The 17,612-nt window shown below is 38.8% G+C and carries 16 protein-coding genes; 8 read left to right on the top strand and 8 right to left on the bottom strand.

All coding sequences use genetic code 11. The features are described from left to right. The first annotated feature begins 86 nt into the window (after positions 1–86). Together KO495_RS02570 and KO495_RS02565 are read left to right on the top strand one after the other, a co-directional pair. Positions 87–1,028 (top strand): ATP-binding cassette domain-containing protein, encoded by a 942-nt coding sequence (locus KO495_RS02570; protein WP_215978841.1) that lies wholly within the window; start codon positions 87–89, stop codon positions 1,026–1,028. Further along, the gene (locus KO495_RS02565; RefSeq protein ID WP_215978840.1) at positions 1,021–2,235 is read left to right on the top strand and encodes an ABC transporter permease; all 1,215 of its coding nucleotides are present in this window, start codon (positions 1,021–1,023) and stop codon (positions 2,233–2,235) included. The genes KO495_RS02570 and KO495_RS02565 overlap by 8 nt, the downstream gene beginning before the upstream one ends. 141 nt (positions 2,236–2,376) lie before the next feature. Here KO495_RS02565 and pgm read toward each other — a convergent pair whose 3' ends face one another. Both pgm and seqA read right to left on the bottom strand, forming a co-directional pair. Beyond that, positions 2,377–4,026, bottom strand: a complete 1,650-nt coding sequence (gene pgm / locus KO495_RS02560; RefSeq protein WP_215978839.1) for a phosphoglucomutase (alpha-D-glucose-1,6-bisphosphate-dependent) — start codon at positions 4,024–4,026, stop codon at positions 2,377–2,379. A gap of 100 nt (positions 4,027–4,126) precedes the next feature. Further along, complete coding sequence (seqA, locus tag KO495_RS02555) at positions 4,127–4,771, bottom strand: replication initiation negative regulator SeqA (RefSeq protein WP_215978838.1); 645 nt, start codon at positions 4,769–4,771, stop codon at positions 4,127–4,129. A gap of 165 nt (positions 4,772–4,936) precedes the next feature. Between seqA and KO495_RS02550 the strand changes: the two genes are divergently transcribed. From KO495_RS02550 to fur, 5 genes are all read left to right on the top strand, one after another. Continuing rightward, positions 4,937–5,728 (top strand): alpha/beta fold hydrolase, encoded by a 792-nt coding sequence (locus KO495_RS02550; RefSeq protein ID WP_215978837.1) that lies wholly within the window; start codon positions 4,937–4,939, stop codon positions 5,726–5,728. A gap of 178 nt (positions 5,729–5,906) precedes the next feature. After that, positions 5,907–6,128: a DUF2788 domain-containing protein gene (locus KO495_RS02545; RefSeq protein WP_215978836.1), complete on the top strand. Its 222-nt coding sequence runs from the start codon at positions 5,907–5,909 to the stop codon at positions 6,126–6,128. Between the two features lie 3 nt (positions 6,129–6,131). After that, the gene (gene ybfE, locus KO495_RS02540) at positions 6,132–6,413 is read left to right on the top strand and encodes a LexA regulated protein (protein ID WP_215978835.1); all 282 of its coding nucleotides are present in this window, start codon (positions 6,132–6,134) and stop codon (positions 6,411–6,413) included. 34 nt (positions 6,414–6,447) lie between these two features. Beyond that, positions 6,448–6,972 (top strand): flavodoxin FldA, encoded by a 525-nt coding sequence (gene fldA, locus KO495_RS02535; RefSeq protein WP_215978834.1) that lies wholly within the window; start codon positions 6,448–6,450, stop codon positions 6,970–6,972. 190 nt (positions 6,973–7,162) lie between these two features. Further along, on the top strand, positions 7,163–7,606 hold the full coding sequence (gene fur, locus KO495_RS02530; RefSeq protein ID WP_215978833.1) for a ferric iron uptake transcriptional regulator: 444 nt from the start codon (positions 7,163–7,165) through the stop codon (positions 7,604–7,606). Positions 7,607–7,696: 90 nt separating this feature from the next. On the opposite strand, the gene KO495_RS02525 is transcribed toward fur, so the two are convergent. Next, on the bottom strand, positions 7,697–8,266 hold the full coding sequence (locus tag KO495_RS02525) for an alkylphosphonate utilization protein (RefSeq protein WP_215978832.1): 570 nt from the start codon (positions 8,264–8,266) through the stop codon (positions 7,697–7,699). Positions 8,267–8,454: 188 nt separating this feature from the next. Here KO495_RS02525 and sstT point away from each other — a divergent pair, with 188 nt between their 5' ends. After that, the gene (sstT, locus tag KO495_RS02520) at positions 8,455–9,684 is read left to right on the top strand and encodes a serine/threonine transporter SstT (RefSeq protein ID WP_215978831.1); all 1,230 of its coding nucleotides are present in this window, start codon (positions 8,455–8,457) and stop codon (positions 9,682–9,684) included. A gap of 147 nt (positions 9,685–9,831) precedes the next feature. On the opposite strand, the gene tilS is transcribed toward sstT, so the two are convergent. From tilS to lpxB, 5 genes are all read right to left on the bottom strand, one after another. Then, on the bottom strand, positions 9,832–11,229 hold the full coding sequence (gene tilS / locus KO495_RS02515) for a tRNA lysidine(34) synthetase TilS (RefSeq protein WP_215978830.1): 1,398 nt from the start codon (positions 11,227–11,229) through the stop codon (positions 9,832–9,834). A 143-nt stretch (positions 11,230–11,372) separates the two neighbouring features. Continuing rightward, complete coding sequence (gene accA, locus KO495_RS02510; protein ID WP_215978829.1) at positions 11,373–12,329, bottom strand: acetyl-CoA carboxylase carboxyl transferase subunit alpha; 957 nt, start codon at positions 12,327–12,329, stop codon at positions 11,373–11,375. Between the two features lie 40 nt (positions 12,330–12,369). Next, positions 12,370–15,939 (bottom strand): DNA polymerase III subunit alpha, encoded by a 3,570-nt coding sequence (dnaE, locus tag KO495_RS02505; RefSeq protein WP_215978828.1) that lies wholly within the window; start codon positions 15,937–15,939, stop codon positions 12,370–12,372. Beyond that, positions 15,932–16,564, bottom strand: a complete 633-nt coding sequence (gene rnhB, locus KO495_RS02500) for a ribonuclease HII (RefSeq protein WP_215978827.1) — start codon at positions 16,562–16,564, stop codon at positions 15,932–15,934. The genes dnaE and rnhB overlap by 8 nt, the downstream gene beginning before the upstream one ends. Positions 16,565–16,737: 173 nt before the next feature. Beyond that, the coding region (gene lpxB, locus KO495_RS02495; protein ID WP_215978826.1) for a lipid-A-disaccharide synthase at positions 16,738–17,612 on the bottom strand (875 nt) is incomplete at its 5' end.

Raw genomic sequence — 17,612 nt, 5'->3', positions numbered from 1 at the left:
AAAAACGAAAAACCAACGACTATGTTCAGTAGTAATTTATAAATTTATTCAATTTGGCGAATAAACCTAACAAGCAAGGAATAAACATGGAGTTATTGGTTAACAATATACAAAAAAAATATGCCAATGTTACCGCAATTAAAAAACTGTCATTTAACGTACAACAAGGAGAAATATTTGCCTTACTTGGACCAAATGGTGCGGGTAAATCTTCACTAGTTAGAATGTTAACAGGCTTTACTTCACCTGATAGCGGCGATATTTCATTAACTATTGACGGCGAAAAGCACACTTCAATACCAGCTTATACTTTAGGCTACTTACCTGAAGATCGCGGCTTATATCCAGAAAAAACCGTTGTAAAAAACCTACTGTATTTTGCCCAATTAAATGGCGTTGACAAAAAAAGCGCATTAACCCGCGCTAAGTATTGGTTAGAGCGCTTTGATTTACTCGATAGAATTGATGCTCAACTCAAAACCCTATCAAAGGGTAATCAGCAAAAAGTACAATTAATTACCGCCGTAATTCACCAACCTAAGTGGGTGATTCTTGATGAGCCTTTTTCGGGGCTTGATCCCGTTAATCAAGAAAAAGTGGTGACCTTTTTATCTGAGCTAAAGGCTCAAGGTATGACGGTAATTTTAAGTGCTCATCAAATGGCGATGGTGGAAAAACTCGCCGATAGAATGTTATTAATGAATTTAGGTGAAGCGGTTTTATATGGTAGTTTAACGGATATTCAGCAACAAGTTGGTAGCACAGCTCAACTTAACGCACACTTTGCAAAGCCAGTAACTACTGAACAGCTTAAACAACAGTTTCAAGAAGCTGATTATCAATTACTTAACCCAACAACCCTGCTACTTAACTTATCAGCTCAACACTCGATTAATGATGCTTTAAGTAAAATAACCGCGTTAGGCGATTTAGCCGCGTTGCACAGTAAAGAAATGGATTTACACCAATTATACCTTAATGCCATTGCTAACCACGGTACATTAAATGGAGCATCAGTTAATGAATAAAATCACTAGAAAACAACAAGTTTGGTTAGTTACGTCATGGGAATTCATGCATTTTTTTAAATGGAAGCAAGAAATTATCTCAAAATTGATTTTAATTGCTTTCGCTTTAGTCGTTATGCTGTGGCAGCATATTAAAGATGATCAAATGACCGTATATAAAATTGCCGTGCCTAACCATGTCAGCAACTTACAAAGCCATGGTCAATTTGAGTTTATTGCAACTAATAAGCCATTTGAAGAGCTTAAACAACAGTTAGCCCAAGAGGACAGTTGGGACGCTCTCTTAGTTGAAGCGCCTGCGCAGCAAAAAGACACGCAAGTAAAAAAAGTCTCTATTTACAGCAAAGACAAACAAAGTTGGCTCAATGAATTAGAGCAAACGCTAAACCAGCAATACACCTTACAATATGCGAGCAGCTTAGGCTTAGCATCTGAGCAATTAGCGCTATTAAATCAATCAGCGACGTTTGAAAAGCATTATTTAGACGATACCATCAAGTCGGAAAGCAGCCCAGGACAAGCCACCGCGATTGCTATGTTAGTTATTTTATCAGTGGGAATATTTACTTCTTTTGGTCAGCTTTTTGTCAGTATCACTGGCGAAAAGCAGCAGCGAGTTACTGAGCAATTATATGCTTGTATGTCACCACAAACCTGGATAGATGGTAAAATATTTGGCCAAATGCTGCATTCAGTAAAAGCAATGTTTACGATGATGATCACTGCGGCTTTAGGCTACGCTTTTACTGTCGTTGTTATCAGTAACAAAGCGTTAAACTTTAGCATTATAGATTGGGCCTTGTTGCCTTGGTTAATCCCTTTTGCATTAGTAGGCGTTTACCTTTGTACCGCATTTATGGCGGCTATTGCCGCCGCTATTGACGATCCTAATCACAGTGCCAAAACCAGTATTATGCTATTACCTTTACTCCCAATGGTACTGGCTTTTGTTACTATGGATAGTCCGTCTGGCTGGGCATTATCATTTTTAAGCTTTTTTCCATTAACCGCATTTGCCGCTATGCCCGTAAAAATGGCGTTAATTGACCTGCCGTTATGGCAACCGCTACTGTCTTTAACAATCACCTTATTGTTATGTTTTTGGATAAGAACCTCAGCAGGTAACTTATTTAAAATGGGCATGAGTATGTACGGTAAAGAGCCAAGCTTAAAAGATATGATGAAGTGGATGCTAAGTAAGAGCTAAAAGGAGATTCGCGTTTTTACGTAAAAAATGATGCCGTTATGCTGCTTTACGCCGTTATGTTGCTTTACATAGCGGCATTTATTGCATGCTTACTTTGTTTATATTTTCTTAAAACTGTTTCGGCTTGCTCAAAAAGTAAGATTATAAACCGGCATCACTAAAGGCTTTACTGACAAGAATCTGCGCCTCATTAATAATACTTTGTAGGTGGTTATCACTAATAAAGCTTTCTGCATAAATCTTATAAATATCTTCAGTACCCGACGGTCTTGCTGCAAACCAGCCATTTTCAGTAATCACTTTAATGCCACCAATTGCGGCGCCATTACCTGGAGCATGAGAAAGAATATCAATAATTTTTTCACCTGCAAGCTCTGTCGAACTAACATCACTTTTTGACAACGATTTAAGTGCTGATTTTTGTGCTAATGAAGCGACTGCTTCAACACGACCAAAGTAAGGCTGTCCTAAATTTTCAACCAGTTCAAGGTAATATTGATAAGGGTCCTTCCCGGTAACCGCTAAAATTTCAGCGGCTAATAAACCTAAAATAAAGCCATCTTTATCAGTGGTCCAAGTGCTACCATCTAGTGCTAAAAACGAAGCACCCGCACTTTCTTCGCCGCCAAAGGCATAACTACCATCAACTAAACCATCAACGAACCATTTAAAACCAACAGGCACTTCTGATATTTTTTTATGAATACTCTTCGCAACCCTATCAATCAGTGCGCTTGATACTAAAGTTTTACCTATTTTAGCGTCTATTGGCCAGTCTCTATGCGTCATTAAATAATGAATAGCAACGGCTAAATAATGATTAGGGTTCATCAAACTGCCCGTTTTGGTAACAATACCATGGCGATCAAAGTCGGGATCATTACCAATGCTGATATCAAAATCATCTTTCATTGCAATCAGACCCGCCATCGCATAAGGCGATGAACAATCCATGCGTACTTTGCCATCTTTATCTAATGGCATAAATGCAAAACGACTATCAACAACATCATTGACCACGGTAATATCAAGTTGATATTGCTTAGCAATAACGGGCCAATAATCAATACCTGAGCCACCTAATGGATCTGCCCCTATACGAACATTCGCCTTGGCGATTGCTTGTAAGTCAATTACTTGTGCAAGTTGCTCTGTATAAAACTGAATAAAGTTTTGTTTAGTTAATAAAGGCGAAATTTGTGCTTGCGCATAAGGAATAGTTAATACTTCCGTTAAGCCCATTTTTATCAATTGATTAGCACGCTGCTCTATTTGTTGAGTAATATGCCCTTCGGCAGGCCCGCCATGGGGAGGGTTATATTTAATACCGCCATCACTTGGCGGATTATGCGACGGCGTAATAATCAAGCCATCAGCTAACGCAGTTGAGTTTTCACGATTATGACAAATAACTAACCGTGAAATAACCGGGGTTGGCGTAAAGCCATCATCGGCTTGCACAATAACAGCAACACCATTGGCAATGAATACTGACAATGCGCTTGCAAAAGCGGGCTCTGATAAAGCGTGAGTATCTTTACCTAAATATAAAGGCCCTTTAATACCTTGCTCAAGGCGATATTCTGCTACTGCCTGACAAATAGCGATAATATGGGCTTCGTTAAAGCTTTTATGAGTAGCACAACCTCTATGACCAGAAGTACCAAAGCTCACTTGCTCCGCAATAGCTTCACTATCAGGTGTTAGTAAAAAATAATCACTCACTAGTTGAGCAACGTTCATTCGTTGTTGGGCGCTTGCTGGCATCCCTGCCCCGGCATGAATACTCATAATGTTCCTTATTAGCTATAAAAATTTAAGCATGTTCACTTAATACTATTGTATGCTGCAACAGCTAGTGACATAAAGTGACTTATTTATCACCGTATGGTTAAAGCAGTTCGCGAATTTTTTCTACATCAGCGTCACTATAACCTAATGACATCGCGGCTTTAGTTAACATCATTTTTTTACGTGTAGTATTCGAGTTAGTAATAACCCAGAAAGGACTATCAGGTATTTGGCGTGGTTTAGTACTACTACCACTTTCGGCCAATTCACTTTCGCTATCAGCAAAATATAAACGATCGCGACCACTAATATCGGTCACCACATCAAATTGCTGCGGATGTGCACGATAGAGTGCCGCTAAAATAAGTAAAAATCGACCAACAGCACCACGCTGCATTGCTAATTCTTCTTTATTAATGAAGTTAAAAACACTGTCATGGGTAATGTTATCAGTCGAAGTAATCTCTTTACTCGCTGGGGTAGTTGTTTTATTGGCTGTTACAGAAGAACTTACTTTTTCCGCTTTAGTAGCTGGTTTAGTAGTCGGTTTACCAGCAACAACATCATCATTAGTGCTTTCAACGACTTTAGCTACCACAGGTTTAGTTACACTTACCTGTTCTTCTGGTTTTGCTTCTTCTAAATTGAGCAAACGACGTAAAATGGCCGAAGCACTTTCGCCAATAAATTGTGTATTAGTTGCAATAAATTGATAAAGCTCTTCATCTATCTCAATGTTTTTCATTCATACCCTTAACTTATTTTATTCACTACGCGATTATACTGAGCTTTGTTATAACTCGCTATAGCCACTTGGGTAAAAGTTTCATTTCATGATAAAATTGCCGCTTTAGCGCACGACTATGGCTACGACGCTCGCACAATTATTATTTTTAGGTATATAAAGACAATGACCGAACAACTCCTTAACTACCAACAGCAAGGCCAAGGTGAACACGTAGTGTTAATTCATGGCTTATTTGGCAGCTTAGAAAACCTCAATATGGTAGCAAAACCGCTTGCTCAAGAGTATTGTGTCACCAGCGTTGATGTGGCTAACCACGGTAATTCTTTTCACCGCGCCGATATGAATTATTCACGTTTAGCGCTCGATATTATTGAATTACTGGATCACTTAAAAATAGATGTCGCTTATGTATTAGGTCATTCAATGGGCGGGAAAATTGCGATGCAAGTGGCCCTTGAACACCCTCAGCGCGTAAAGAAATTAATTGTCGCTGATATAGCCCCTGTTGCTTACCCACCGCACCATAATGAAATTATTAAAGGTTTACAGTCTATTGATTTTAGTCGAGTAGAAAAACGTTCAGATGCAGACCAACAACTAAGTGCCTATGTAGATGATAAAGGTGTTAGACAGTTCTTATTACGTAATCTAGCGCTTAATGAAAATAAACAATGGGCCTTTAAATGCCAGGTAGATTTCATTGCCCAGTGTTACCCACAAATAATGCAAGCAAACTACTTACCGAGTAAGGAAAATATAAATGAGCCCCCTTTTCTCGGTGAAACCCTCTTTATTAAAGGCGGAAATTCAAATTATATCCTAGCGGAGCATAAAGCGGCTATTGCTACACTACTCCCTAATAGTAAAGCTAAAATAATTCAAGGTGCAGGTCACTGGTTACATGCAGAAAAAACCATTGCTTTTAACAAAATTGTGACTGACTTTTTAGCATAAACGATAACCCTTAATAAATTTTAGTCGTTGCCACTTGATCAAAATACAAATAATAAGAATAATAAACGATTATTATTCTTATTTGAGTGGTAACGCTAAATGCTAATGGTATGGCGCTGGTGATATGTTATAATGCCGCTAATTTTTTGGCTTGGTATTTTAAAAATCCTAAATCACTATGTTAGCAGAGCATTTAGAGCTTATTGAGGCAATTGGCCTTAACTTATTTTTTCTTTTTATTTTTGGCTTTATCGGGCTATCCATTCATGATGTGATGAATAAAAACAATGTACCTAAAAATGGTAAAATAGTCGTTTATTTTGTCTTGTTTTTAGGCTGTATGGGATTTATTGCTAAAGGCATAATTCAATTCATCTGGGAAAGCCAGGGGGTTGGTTAGTTCATGGCAAAAGAAGCAACAGACTTGACCACGATTGACTTATTTCAAGATGAAAAGCGTCCAGGTAGACCAAAAACAAGTCCACACCCTCGTAACGTTCAAATAAGAATTAATAAAAGAAACCAAGTTAAACGAGATAAAAATAAAGGCTTAAAACGTGTTGAATTTAAAATTCATCATAGCTTGTTTGAGAAACTCGAAGAATTAGCGCAAGCACAACAAGTAAGTCGTAGTGAATTAATAGAGTCGCTTTTGATTGAATCATTAGCAACAAAAGCAGAATAGTTTATTTAAATTTGTATTAAGAAGGTAATAATTCATGGCAATCGTAGGTTTATTCTTCGGTAGTGACACAGGTAATACCGAAGCCGTAGGTAAAATGATCCAGAAAAAGCTGGGTAAAAAATTAATCGATGTTAAAGATATCGCAAAAAGTACAAAAGAAGAGATCGCTGAATTTGATTTAATCATTTTAGGTATCCCTACTTGGTACTACGGTGAAAACCAATGTGATTGGGACGATTTTTTACCTGAATTAGAGCAAATAGACTTTACTGACAAGCTAGTTGCTATATACGGTTTAGGCGATCAAGAAGATTACGCCGAATATTTTTGTGATGCAATGGAGCCATTAAAAGACATTGTTGAGTCTAAAGGCGCTATTGTTGTGGGTAATTGGCCAACTGAAGGTTATGAGTTTGAAGCTTCAAAAGCCTTAGTTGATGAAAATACTTTCATTGGCTTATGTGTTGATGAAGACAGACAAAGTGAATTAACCGACGAGCGTGTTTCAAAATGGGTTGAACAACTTAATGATGAAATGTGTTTAGCTGAGTTTAGTTAATATCAACAATATAAACCTTATTTTTTGTAAGGTTTAATTGGAAAAAAGCCCTAATAACGGGCTTTTTTTTGATGTTTTTTGTACAAAAAGCATCAAAATATCAAAGATTAAAACTAAAGCTTTTCTCTTGCATCAGAACCCCCTATACTTTTGCATATATATTATTTTTAACTTTTAGAGACTTTACAATATGGCTGAACAAAACGAAGAGCTTAAAAGAGCGGGTTTAAAAATCACCCTTCCGAGAATCAAAATCTTAAGTATTCTTCAACAGCCTAATAATCAACATATCAGTGCTGAAGATGTCTATAAAATATTACTTGAGCAAAACGAAGAGATTGGTCTTGCTACTGTTTACCGTGTATTAAACCAATTTGATGACGCAGGTATTGTTACTCGTCACCATTTTGAAGGTGGTAAGTCAGTATTTGAACTATCACATAAAAATCACCACGATCATTTAGTGTGTTTAAAATGCGGTAAAGTAGTTGAATTTGAAGATGAAGTGATTGAGCAAAGACAACGTGATGTTGCTGTGTCTCATAAAATCAAATTAACTAATCACAGCTTATACCTTTACGGTGAATGTGAAGATCAAGATGCTTGTGATAACTATCGCAAGAGCAATCAGTAGTCTAATCACTATAAAAATCTAAAAAACGGGTATTACTCTCATCGGTAATACCCGTTTTTTTAAACACATTTCAGTATAATTTTAGCTTTATTAAGCTTTTTTCAAGTAAGCTGATACTAAAACAATACGAGTACCATTAACTTTACCTTCAATGTGTTCAGGGTTATCAGTTAAAGTAATACCACGCACCATAGTTCCTTGCTTGGCGGTAAAGTTTGCACCTTTAACTTTCAGATCTTTAACTAAAGTAACATTGTCGCCATCTTGTAATTCTGCGCCGTTACTATCTCGGGTTGGTCCATTGCTGCGCTCAGCCGCAATACCTTGCTCAGCCCATGTTCTAACATCATCTTCTAAGTAAATCATATCTAGGGCATCTTGTGCCCAGCTTTCTGACGATAGCTTATGTAAAAGGCGATACGACATTACTTGTACTGCGGGCTCTTGATTCCACATGCTATCGGTTAAACAGCGCCAATGATTGATATCTAAGGCTTGCTCACCTTCAATTTGCGCTAAACACGTTTGACACAGATAAATCGACTGTTGCGCACTTAGATCACTCGTTGGAGGTACCGGATACACCGATAAATTACTTGATGCTGTACAAAGCTCGCAACTGCTATTGCTACGGTTTTTTAAGGCATTTTCAGTAGCCATTGTAATTCCTGATAAAATATAGGGACTTTAAGTGCCGCAATTATACGCTCATCGATTTATATTTCTACGTAAAAGTCAGCTTACCTCTTTATTCACTGTGTTTAACGAATTACCCTAGACAATTGCAGCCGTTAAATGATAAAAACTAGCCCTCTTTGATAATAATTATAAGTAAGCTAACGAGAATTATGCCAACAACTAATCAATCTTCCCTATTAACTCACCTACGCTCTCTTGATAAAAAACTAGGCTTAGTGGGCCAAATTATTATTGCGATCATATTAGGTACATTACTTGCGGTCACTTTACCTGAAGTAGCCCAGTCATTTTCACTGCTCGGAGACTTGTTTGTTGGCGCTTTAAAAGCGGTAGCGCCGGTACTGGTGTTAATATTGGTTGCTTCTGCTATTGCCAACCAAAAGGCGAATAGCGACGCTAATTTAAAGCCGATTATTGCGCTTTATTTACTTGGTACATTAAGTGCTGCTTTCGTCGCAGTAGTATTAAGCTTTATTTTTCCGACAACACTTACACTAGATATTGCTAGCGCAGTAGCAACACCACCACAAGGTTTAGGAGAAGTACTTACGACTCTCGCCTTTAAAGTGATTGAGAATCCTATTAGTGCTATTAATAACGGTAACTTTATTGCCGTGTTAGCTTGGGGCTTAGGCTTAGGCTTTTCATTAAAGCACGCCAATGAAAGCAGTAAGCTGATGGTGCATGATTTAAGTGAAGCTATCTCGAGCATAGTGCGCGTTGTTATTCGCTTTGCACCATTAGGGATTTTAGGCTTAGTGGCTAACACCATAGCGACAACAGGCTTCAGTGCTTTAGCACAATACAGCCATTTAGTTTTAGTACTTATTAGCGCGATGTTAATTATCGCCTTAATCATAAACCCGGCTATTGTTTTTGCGATTACTAAACGAAATCCTTATCCGCTAGTGTTCACTTGTTTACGTGAATCAGGCATTACCGCTTTTTTCACCCGTAGCTCCGCGGCAAATATACCTGTGAATATGGCGCTTTGTAAAAAGCTTAATTTACATGAAGATACATATTCGGTGTCAATTCCACTAGGGGCAACTATTAATATGGCAGGCGCGGCAATTACCATTACCGTATTATCGCTTGCTGCGGCTCATAGCTTAAATATTGATATCGACTTTGGTACGGCTTTATTATTAGCGGTAGTTGCTTCTATTTCAGCTTGTGGTGCCTCAGGTGTTGCTGGTGGTTCGTTATTGCTTATTCCATTGGCTTGTAGCTTATTTGGTATCACTAATGATATTGCAATGCAGGTAGTAGCCATTGGCTTTATTATTGGTGTCATTCAGGACTCTGCAGAAACCGCATTAAATAGCTCGACTGATGTTGTTTTCTCGGCCGCAGCATCTCACCACTTAGCCAAATAGCCAAACAGTGTAATCATGTTAAGCCATGTTAAATGAGAAGTTTTCAACAACAGCAAGACGGATTTATGCGTCAATAGCGAGGCTATTGTAAATAAGTCTAGCGCGGTTAATGATTACAATAGCAAGAGGAGTTTATTATCCCGAGCGTTAATTAACCTCAGGCTCTAAAGTTAAATAAAGTGCGGCTTGCGAGTTTTTAGGTACAAACTCTTGGCAGACAAAGAAACCAATCGCAGCAACAAGTACATCATTATAATAGAGAAACGGAATACGTTTACGTTGCCAAGGTGGAATGTTTAGCTCTTGTAGCACTTTTTTAAGTGCTCTTGAATGACGACGATAATCAGGTAAACAAATTGGATTATTATGACTAAAACGTACACTAACACGCTGAGCTACTGTAGGAGCTGTTATTACTGTGCTAGTGATGTGAGTCTCATCTTCCCTAACATTATTGCCCCTATTGTTACCTGCGCTAATAGATAACCTACCTAAATTATCTGGTAAGGTTATCGCTGCCTTTATCATGTGAGTAAAATCATTGAACTCATCGATATTTATATCTTGGCTCCAACCACTAATATCAGCTAGTTCAGCGGTAAGGTGAAGTTGATTTTTAAAACGTCTTAAATAGTGATCAGCGACTTTAATTGCAGGGTTTTTATTTTCATCGGCGCTAAGCTGCTGCCTTACTTGCTCTAACTGCTCTGTACTTGGCATTAAACATTGTTGTTTAGCTAAAAAGTAACGAATAAGGTTATTAAAACGTGCTATTGAAAGGCTTTGCAAAGACGCAACATTTAAAACGCTTGCTGATAGTTGGCAGTGCAATAAGTCTTGCTCACCTAGCTCATCAAGTAACTCTTGCCCTGCTCGACAGTGCTCTGCACTACGGTTAATTGTTTGCGAAATACTGCCCCAGCGCGCAGAAAGCAGTGGCATAACTTCTTGGCGGATAAAATTACGATCAAAGCTAGTATCATCATTTGATTCATCTTCTATCCAGCTAAGTTGCTGCTCTTGTGCATACGTCACAATGGCTTGGCGAGAAACTCCCAACAACGGCCTTATGAGTTTATGCTTACCTAAGGTAGAGTTTGCTAACATTGATGCTAAACCTTTTAACCCAGCGCCACGCTTTAACGCTAATAAAAAGGTTTCACTTTGATCGTCACTATGATGGCCAGTAATAATCAATGAGCTTGTTGAGTTAATTTCCACTAATGCTTGATAGCGCGCATCACGAGCCAGTGCCTCTAAGGAGCTTTGAGCTTTCGCTTGTACATTAACTTGTTTAATAATTAGCGGTAACTCTAAGCGACTGCATTGCTGCTGGGCAAATTCTTGCCAAGCGAAGGCATTAACACTTAACCCATGATTAACATGACATACTGTAATAGGGTTCGTCAGCTGTTGATTTTTTTTAAGGCTTGCTAATGCATGCAGTAGTACTTGTGAGTCAACACCACCGCTATAAGCAATAATAATAGGCGTATTAGCATGGGAAGAAATAGCACTCACTAACGCTTGCTCAATCAGTGACATAACCACTCAACTGTTTTAGTAAAAAAGTAAAACACGATCTATAAAAGTACGAACTGTAAAAACTTGATAAGTAAAAATAATAAAGCTGTATCTAGCACAACTAAATACAGCTTATACAACTCCGTCATTGATAAATGACGTGTTTAGCAATAACCAAACGACATTAAACGATCGTAACGCTTTTCGATTAATTCATCTTTTGGTAAGTTTTCTAATTCAGCTAAATCTTTATTTAATGCTTCTTTAAGTAACGCTGCCATATGATCCATATCACGGTGTGCACCACCTAAAGGCTCTTCAACAATACTATTAATAAGATCTAACTCTTTAATACGCTTAGCCGTAATGCCCATAGCTTCAGCAGCAGTAGGCGCTTTTTCAGCTGTTTTCCATAAAATGGAAGCACAACCTTCAGGTGAAATTACAGAGTAAGTTGCATATTGCAACATGTTTACTCGATCACCAACACCAATGGCAAGTGCGCCACCAGAGCCACCTTCACCAATAACAGTACAAATGATTGGCACTGTAAGACGCGCCATTACTTTTAAGTTACGTGCAATTGCTTCACTTTGACCACGTTCTTCAGCACCAATACCTGGGTATGCACCTGGCGTGTCAATAAAAGTAATAATAGGCATATTAAAGCGTTCGGCCATTTCCATTAAGCGTAATGCTTTACGGTAACCTTCTGGGCGCGGCATACCAAAATTGCGTTTTACTTTTTCAGTAGTAGAGCGACCTTTTTGATGACCAATAACCATCACTGGCTTGCCATCTAAACGTGCAGTACCACCAACAATAGCGCTATCGTCAGCATATGCACGATCACCTGCTAACTCATCAAATTCAGTAAAGATACGTGGTAAATAGTCAAGTGTATAAGGACGCTGTGGATGACGAGCAACACGCGCCGTTTGCCACGGGTCTAAATTAGCGAAAATCTTTTTGGTTTGTTCTTTATTTTTTTCACGTAATTGGGTGATTTGCTCTTCTAAATCAAGATCAAGATCTTGACCTTTATTAACCAATTGCAATTCTTCAATTTTTGCATCAAGTTCTGCAATAGGTTGTTCAAAGTCTAAAAAGTTTAATGACATGCTTATCTTTACCTAATTAATTCTAATTAATTTTAATTTGCTACTTAAACTCCATGGTGACGCTGTCATCACCAAGCAGTGTTTTTAATTCGTATAATAACTCATCAGCTGGCGTTATTCGCCATTGAACGCCTAATTCAAGCATTGCCGATGCCTCTTCGCGCTGATAAAAAACTCTTACTGGACATGTCCCTTCTTTAAATGGACTCATAACCTCAGTAAACTTTTCAATAAAGCTTTCATCTATCAAAGCGTTATCTATTTTTATATCTAAAGAGCTAACATAATTTTCACGCGCATCAATAACGGTCATTATATCCCGAGCGGTCATTGTATTACCACCAGAATAATCATCAAAGCTGACCTGTCCGCTACAAACTAAAATTGCATCAGTTACTAGTAGCTCTGCAAAGCGATCATAGTCATCAGGAAATAGCCGAATATCCATACGTGCGCTCTTATCATCTAAAGTGACTAATGCCCAGCGACGCCCGCGTTTATTGACTAAAACCCTAACACCTATCACTAATCCTACCGCAACTGCTTGCCTATCACGACCTGTTGGTTGCATCGCAACCAAACGATTAGATGAGTATTTTTTTATTTCGCTTAAGTAGCGATTTATTGGATGACCTGTTAAATAAAGCCCTAATGTTTCTTTTTCACCATCAAGCCATACTTCTTCAGCCCAAGGTTTTGCCGCTTTAAATGCTTGTCTTGAATCAGTTTGTTCATCGTTAATCAGACCAAATAAATCATTTTGCCCTAATGACTCAGCCTTTGCGTGTTGCTCTGCGGCTTTAATCGCTTCTGGCAACGTTTCAAAAAGAGCAGCTCGATTAGCCCCTTGCTCTTTAGTTGACCCTACTTGGTATTTAGGACCTAAAGTGTCCATAGCACCTGATTTAACTAATTTTTCTAATACGCGTTTATTGGTTTTTTTCAAATCTAAACGCGCGCAAAAATCAAATAAATCGGTAAATGGGCCACCGGCTTGTCGTGCAGCAATAATGGCTTCAATAGGACCTTCACCTACTCCTTTGACTGCGCCAATACCATAAACAATTTGGTCGTTATCATTCACGGTGAATTTATATTGTCCCGCATTAACATCTGGCGGCAATAAATCAATCCCCATATTGCTACACTCATCAACCAAGGTAACAATTTTTTCGGTATTATCCATATCAGCAGACATTACTGCCGCCATAAATGGCGCAGGAAAGTGTGTTTTCATCCACAAAGTTTGATACGAAACTAACGCGTAGGCTGCTGAGTGAGACTTGTTAAAACCGTAACCCGCAAATTTTTCTACTAAATCGAAGATTTTTATCGCAAGCTCGCCATCAACACCACGGTCTATCGCGCCTTTTTCAAAACCAGCACGCTGCTTCGCCATTTCTTCTGGCTTTTTCTTACCCATAGCACGGCGGAGCATATCGGCACCACCAAGAGAGTAACCCGCAAGTACCTGCGCTATTTGCATTACCTGCTCTTGGTATAAAATAATGCCGTAGGTGGGCTCAAGTACCGGTTTTAAATCTTCATGCTGCCATGTTGCATCAGGGTAACTAATGGCCTCACGACCATGCTTACGCTCAATAAAGTTATCAACCATGCCTGACTGTAGAGGACCTGGGCGAAATAAAGCCACCAGTGCGATAATATCCTCAAAACAGTCAGGCTTTAGCTTATCAATTAACGATTTCATCCCGCTAGATTCTAGCTGGAAAACCGCAGTCGTTTTTGACGCGAGTAACAAGTTGAAACTTGCTTTGTCTTCTAAATCGATAGTGGTGATATCAATAGGCTCTTTACCTGCTTTAAGCAATTTAGCGTCAGCCATTTCTATGGCCCATTGCAAAATAGTTAAGGTACGTAATCCTAAGAAATCAAATTTAACTAAGCCAGCATCTTCAACATCATTTTTATCAAATTGTGTAACCGGGTTTTTACCTTCATCATCACAATATAATGGCGCAAAGTCGGTTATAGTCGTAGGGGAAATAACAACACCACCGGCATGTTTACCGGCGTTACGCGTTGTGCCCTCTAGTATACGACACATATCAATCAAGTCTTTAACGTCGCTATCTTGTGCGTACACTTCAGGTAACTTAGGCTCTTCTTCAAATGCTTTAGCTAAAGTCATACCAGGTGTTGGCGGGATCAGCTTCGAAATTCTATCAACAAAACCGTAAGGATGACCCAACACCCTCCCAACATCGCGAATTACCGCTTTTGCCGCCATAGTACCAAAAGTAATGATTTGCGATACGGCATCACGACCATAAAGTTCAGCTACATGGTCAATAACTTCATCACGTCTGTCCATGCAAAAATCGATATCGAAATCGGGCATTGAGACACGCTCTGGGTTTAAGAAGCGTTCAAAGAGTAAGTCGTACTCTAATGGGTCAAGATCTGTAATATCTAACGCATAAGCAACAAGGGAGCCAGCACCTGAGCCTCGACCAGGGCCTACTGGAATATTGTTATCTTTACTCCACTGGATAAATTCCATTACGATTAAGAAGTAGCCCGGAAATCCCATATTATTAACAACTTCTAGCTCTACCGCTAAACGTTCGTCATAAGGCTTTCGTATTTCAGCAAAATTAGGCGCGTTAACATCAAAAAGTTGTTTGAGGCGTTTTTCTAAACCTTTTTCCGAGACTTTAATGAAATAATCATTAATCTCTAATCCTTCGGTTGGGAAGTCAGGTAAGACATACTCACCTAACGTTACGGTAACATTACAGCGTTTGGCAATTTCAACACTGTTGGCTAACGCCTCAGGAATATCTTTGAACAGCTCACACATTTCTTCTTCAGAGCGTAAATACTGTTGTTCGCTATATCGCTTGGGTCTGCGTTTATCATCAAGGGTAAAACCGTCATGAATGGCAACACGTATTTCATGAGCATCAAAATCATCCGGTGATAAAAACATCACTTCATTGGTTGCTACAACAGGCAAGTTACATTGCTCAGCAAGTTCAACCGCTAAATGTAGGTAGTTTTCTTCGTCGTTTCGTCCTGTGCGAATAAGCTCAAGAAAATAACAATTATCAAAGTGCTCTTGGTAAAAGCTCACCATTTGTGAAACTAATTCATGGTTGCCTTTTAAAAGCACTTTGCCTATATCACCTTCTCGTCCACCTGAGAGTAAAATTAGGCCTTCTTTATGCTCAACTAACCATGACTTATCAATGACCGCTCTATTTTGAATATGACCACGTAAATAAGCTTTTGAAATCAATTCGGTGATATTTTTATAACCGACATTATTGGTAGTGAGTATCACAAGGCGCGATAATTCATTACCTAATTCATCGCTTTTCACCCAAAAATCACAACCAATAATAGGCTTTATACCTGCGCCATGTGCGGCGTGGTAATATTTTACCAAGCCACATAAGTTAGTTTGGTCAGTTAAAGCAAGTGCTGCCATCCCCAGTTCGGCCGCACGCGCCATTATCGGTTTAACTTTTTTTAAGCCATCACACATTGAAAAGTCACTGTGTAAACGTAAATGCACAAAGCGAGGCTCTACAAAAGCAGCTTGTTCTGGCTCATCTTCTTGCGGAAAAGGCGTTAAATCAGTCATGCAAATGTCCTAATACACGCGCTACGGGTTTGAAGCTTTGTCGATAACAATCAAGGACCCCGTGTTCAATAATTTTTTCTAAATGGGCTTTGGTTGGATAACCTTTATGCTGAGCAAAGCCATATTCTGGGTGAAGCTTATCTAGTGCAATCATTTCATCATCACGAGCGACTTTAGCAATAATAGACGCGGCACTTATTTCAGCAACACGATCATCACCTTTAACAACGGCCTGACAAGCAATAACACCGGTTTCAGCTGTAAAGGTCGGACAACGATTACCATCGACTAAAACATAATCGGGGCAAACATCTAACCCTAAAACCGCTCGCTGCATCGCTAACATAGTGGCGTGTAAAATATTTAAGGTGTCAATTTCTTCGGGACTAGCGCGACCAATAGACCAAGCTATCGCTTTTTCTTTAATTTCAAGAGCAAGTACTGCACGCTTTTTTTCAGAGAGCTTTTTGCTATCCATCAATCCTGTTATTGGGTTATCAGGATCGAGAATCACAGCAGCAGTAACAACATCACCGACTAAAGGGCCACGACCGACTTCATCAACGCCAGCGATACAATAGGCAATAGGGTATTCAAATTCAGGAAAGGTTTTCTTGGTTGCCATAGGTATAAATCTTGTATTTTAGAAAAGGTAAAAGCGTATTGAAAATTTAAGAATACGTGCGTTTAAAAACTAAAAGAATATTAACAGTGTTTAATAGGTATGAACACACCCAAACAGCATTCAAAAATTGAGCAGTTCAAAGCGGCTTTATATGTACTGGAAAAGTATATTAATCAGCTTTTATATAAGTTAATAACCGCTTGTGCTGCTTGTTTACTAGCGTCACATCTTAATTGTTGATGAATGTTTAAATAGCTTTCATTCAAAGCACTTTGATCTTCATACAAACGCTCTGTGACTAACGGCACTATATTGTCAGGTATAACTTCGCTTTGTAATAACTCAGGCACTAATGTTTTGTTAGCGAGTAAATTGGGCAGTGAAAACCATTTTAGCTTCACGAGCCATTTAGCTAATAAGTGAGTGATAGGACTGAATTTATAACAAATAACCATAGGTCTTTTGATGAGTGCAGCTTCTAAGGTAACTGTACCTGACGCCATCAATAAACAATCACTTGCTGCCATCGCTGTTTGCGTTTTATCGATAATTACTTGCACATTAAGCTTGTCAGCAAATTGTGTTTTTAATGCCAAAAATTGTTTTGCTCGTTTTTCACTGACCATCGGGGCAATAAAAATTAACGCGGGATTTTGCTGTTGCAACACGATGGCGCTTTGGAAAAAAGGCTCAAGTAATCGTGATAACTCACCACCGCGACTACCCGGCATTAGCGCTAAAATTTTAGCGTTTTCAGGTAACTTTAACGCTAAACGTGCTTTTTGTTTATCACTATTTAGTGGAATATCATCCGCTAAAGGATGACCAACAAAAGTACAAGGCACCTGATATTTATCATAAAATGCTTTTTCAAAAGGCAACAGTGCTAAAACCATATTGGTTGCTTTAGCAATTTTAAAAATACGTTTTTCACGCCACGCCCAAACTGACGGGCTAACATAGTGAACGGTTTTAATACCCTGCTTTTTAAGGTTTAACTCTAAGCCAATAGTAAAGTCTGGCGCATCAATACCAATAAAAACATCGG

Origin of the sequence: Colwellia sp. D2M02 (assembly GCF_018860755.1) — a bacterium.
GTDB lineage: Bacteria > Pseudomonadota > Gammaproteobacteria > Enterobacterales > Alteromonadaceae > Colwellia > Colwellia asteriadis.
This window is presented reverse-complemented; position numbering and strand designations above follow the sequence as displayed.

Bases quoted from the DNA above. Each gene is read 5' to 3' on its own strand.
- accA (WP_215978829.1), bottom strand. From the start codon at position 12,329: ATGTCATTAAACTTTTTAGACTTTGAACAACCTATTGCAGAACTTGAT.
- fldA (WP_215978834.1), top strand. From the start codon at position 6,448: ATGGCAATCGTAGGTTTATTCTTCGGTAGTGACACAGGTAATACCGAA.
- tilS (WP_215978830.1), bottom strand. From the start codon at position 11,229: ATGTCACTGATTGAGCAAGCGTTAGTGAGTGCTATTTCTTCCCATGCT.
- KO495_RS02565 (WP_215978840.1), top strand. From the start codon at position 1,021: ATGAATAAAATCACTAGAAAACAACAAGTTTGGTTAGTTACGTCATGG.
- pgm (WP_215978839.1), bottom strand. From the start codon at position 4,026: ATGAGTATTCATGCCGGGGCAGGGATGCCAGCAAGCGCCCAACAACGA.
- rnhB (WP_215978827.1), bottom strand. From the start codon at position 16,564: ATGGCAACCAAGAAAACCTTTCCTGAATTTGAATACCCTATTGCCTAT.
- sstT (WP_215978831.1), top strand. From the start codon at position 8,455: ATGCCAACAACTAATCAATCTTCCCTATTAACTCACCTACGCTCTCTT.
- KO495_RS02550 (WP_215978837.1), top strand. From the start codon at position 4,937: ATGACCGAACAACTCCTTAACTACCAACAGCAAGGCCAAGGTGAACAC.
- KO495_RS02570 (WP_215978841.1), top strand. From the start codon at position 87: ATGGAGTTATTGGTTAACAATATACAAAAAAAATATGCCAATGTTACC.
- KO495_RS02545 (WP_215978836.1), top strand. From the start codon at position 5,907: ATGTTAGCAGAGCATTTAGAGCTTATTGAGGCAATTGGCCTTAACTTA.
- dnaE (WP_215978828.1), bottom strand. From the start codon at position 15,939: ATGACTGATTTAACGCCTTTTCCGCAAGAAGATGAGCCAGAACAAGCT.
- KO495_RS02525 (WP_215978832.1), bottom strand. From the start codon at position 8,266: ATGGCTACTGAAAATGCCTTAAAAAACCGTAGCAATAGCAGTTGCGAG.
- fur (WP_215978833.1), top strand. From the start codon at position 7,163: ATGGCTGAACAAAACGAAGAGCTTAAAAGAGCGGGTTTAAAAATCACC.
- seqA (WP_215978838.1), bottom strand. From the start codon at position 4,771: ATGAAAAACATTGAGATAGATGAAGAGCTTTATCAATTTATTGCAACT.
- ybfE (WP_215978835.1), top strand. From the start codon at position 6,132: ATGGCAAAAGAAGCAACAGACTTGACCACGATTGACTTATTTCAAGAT.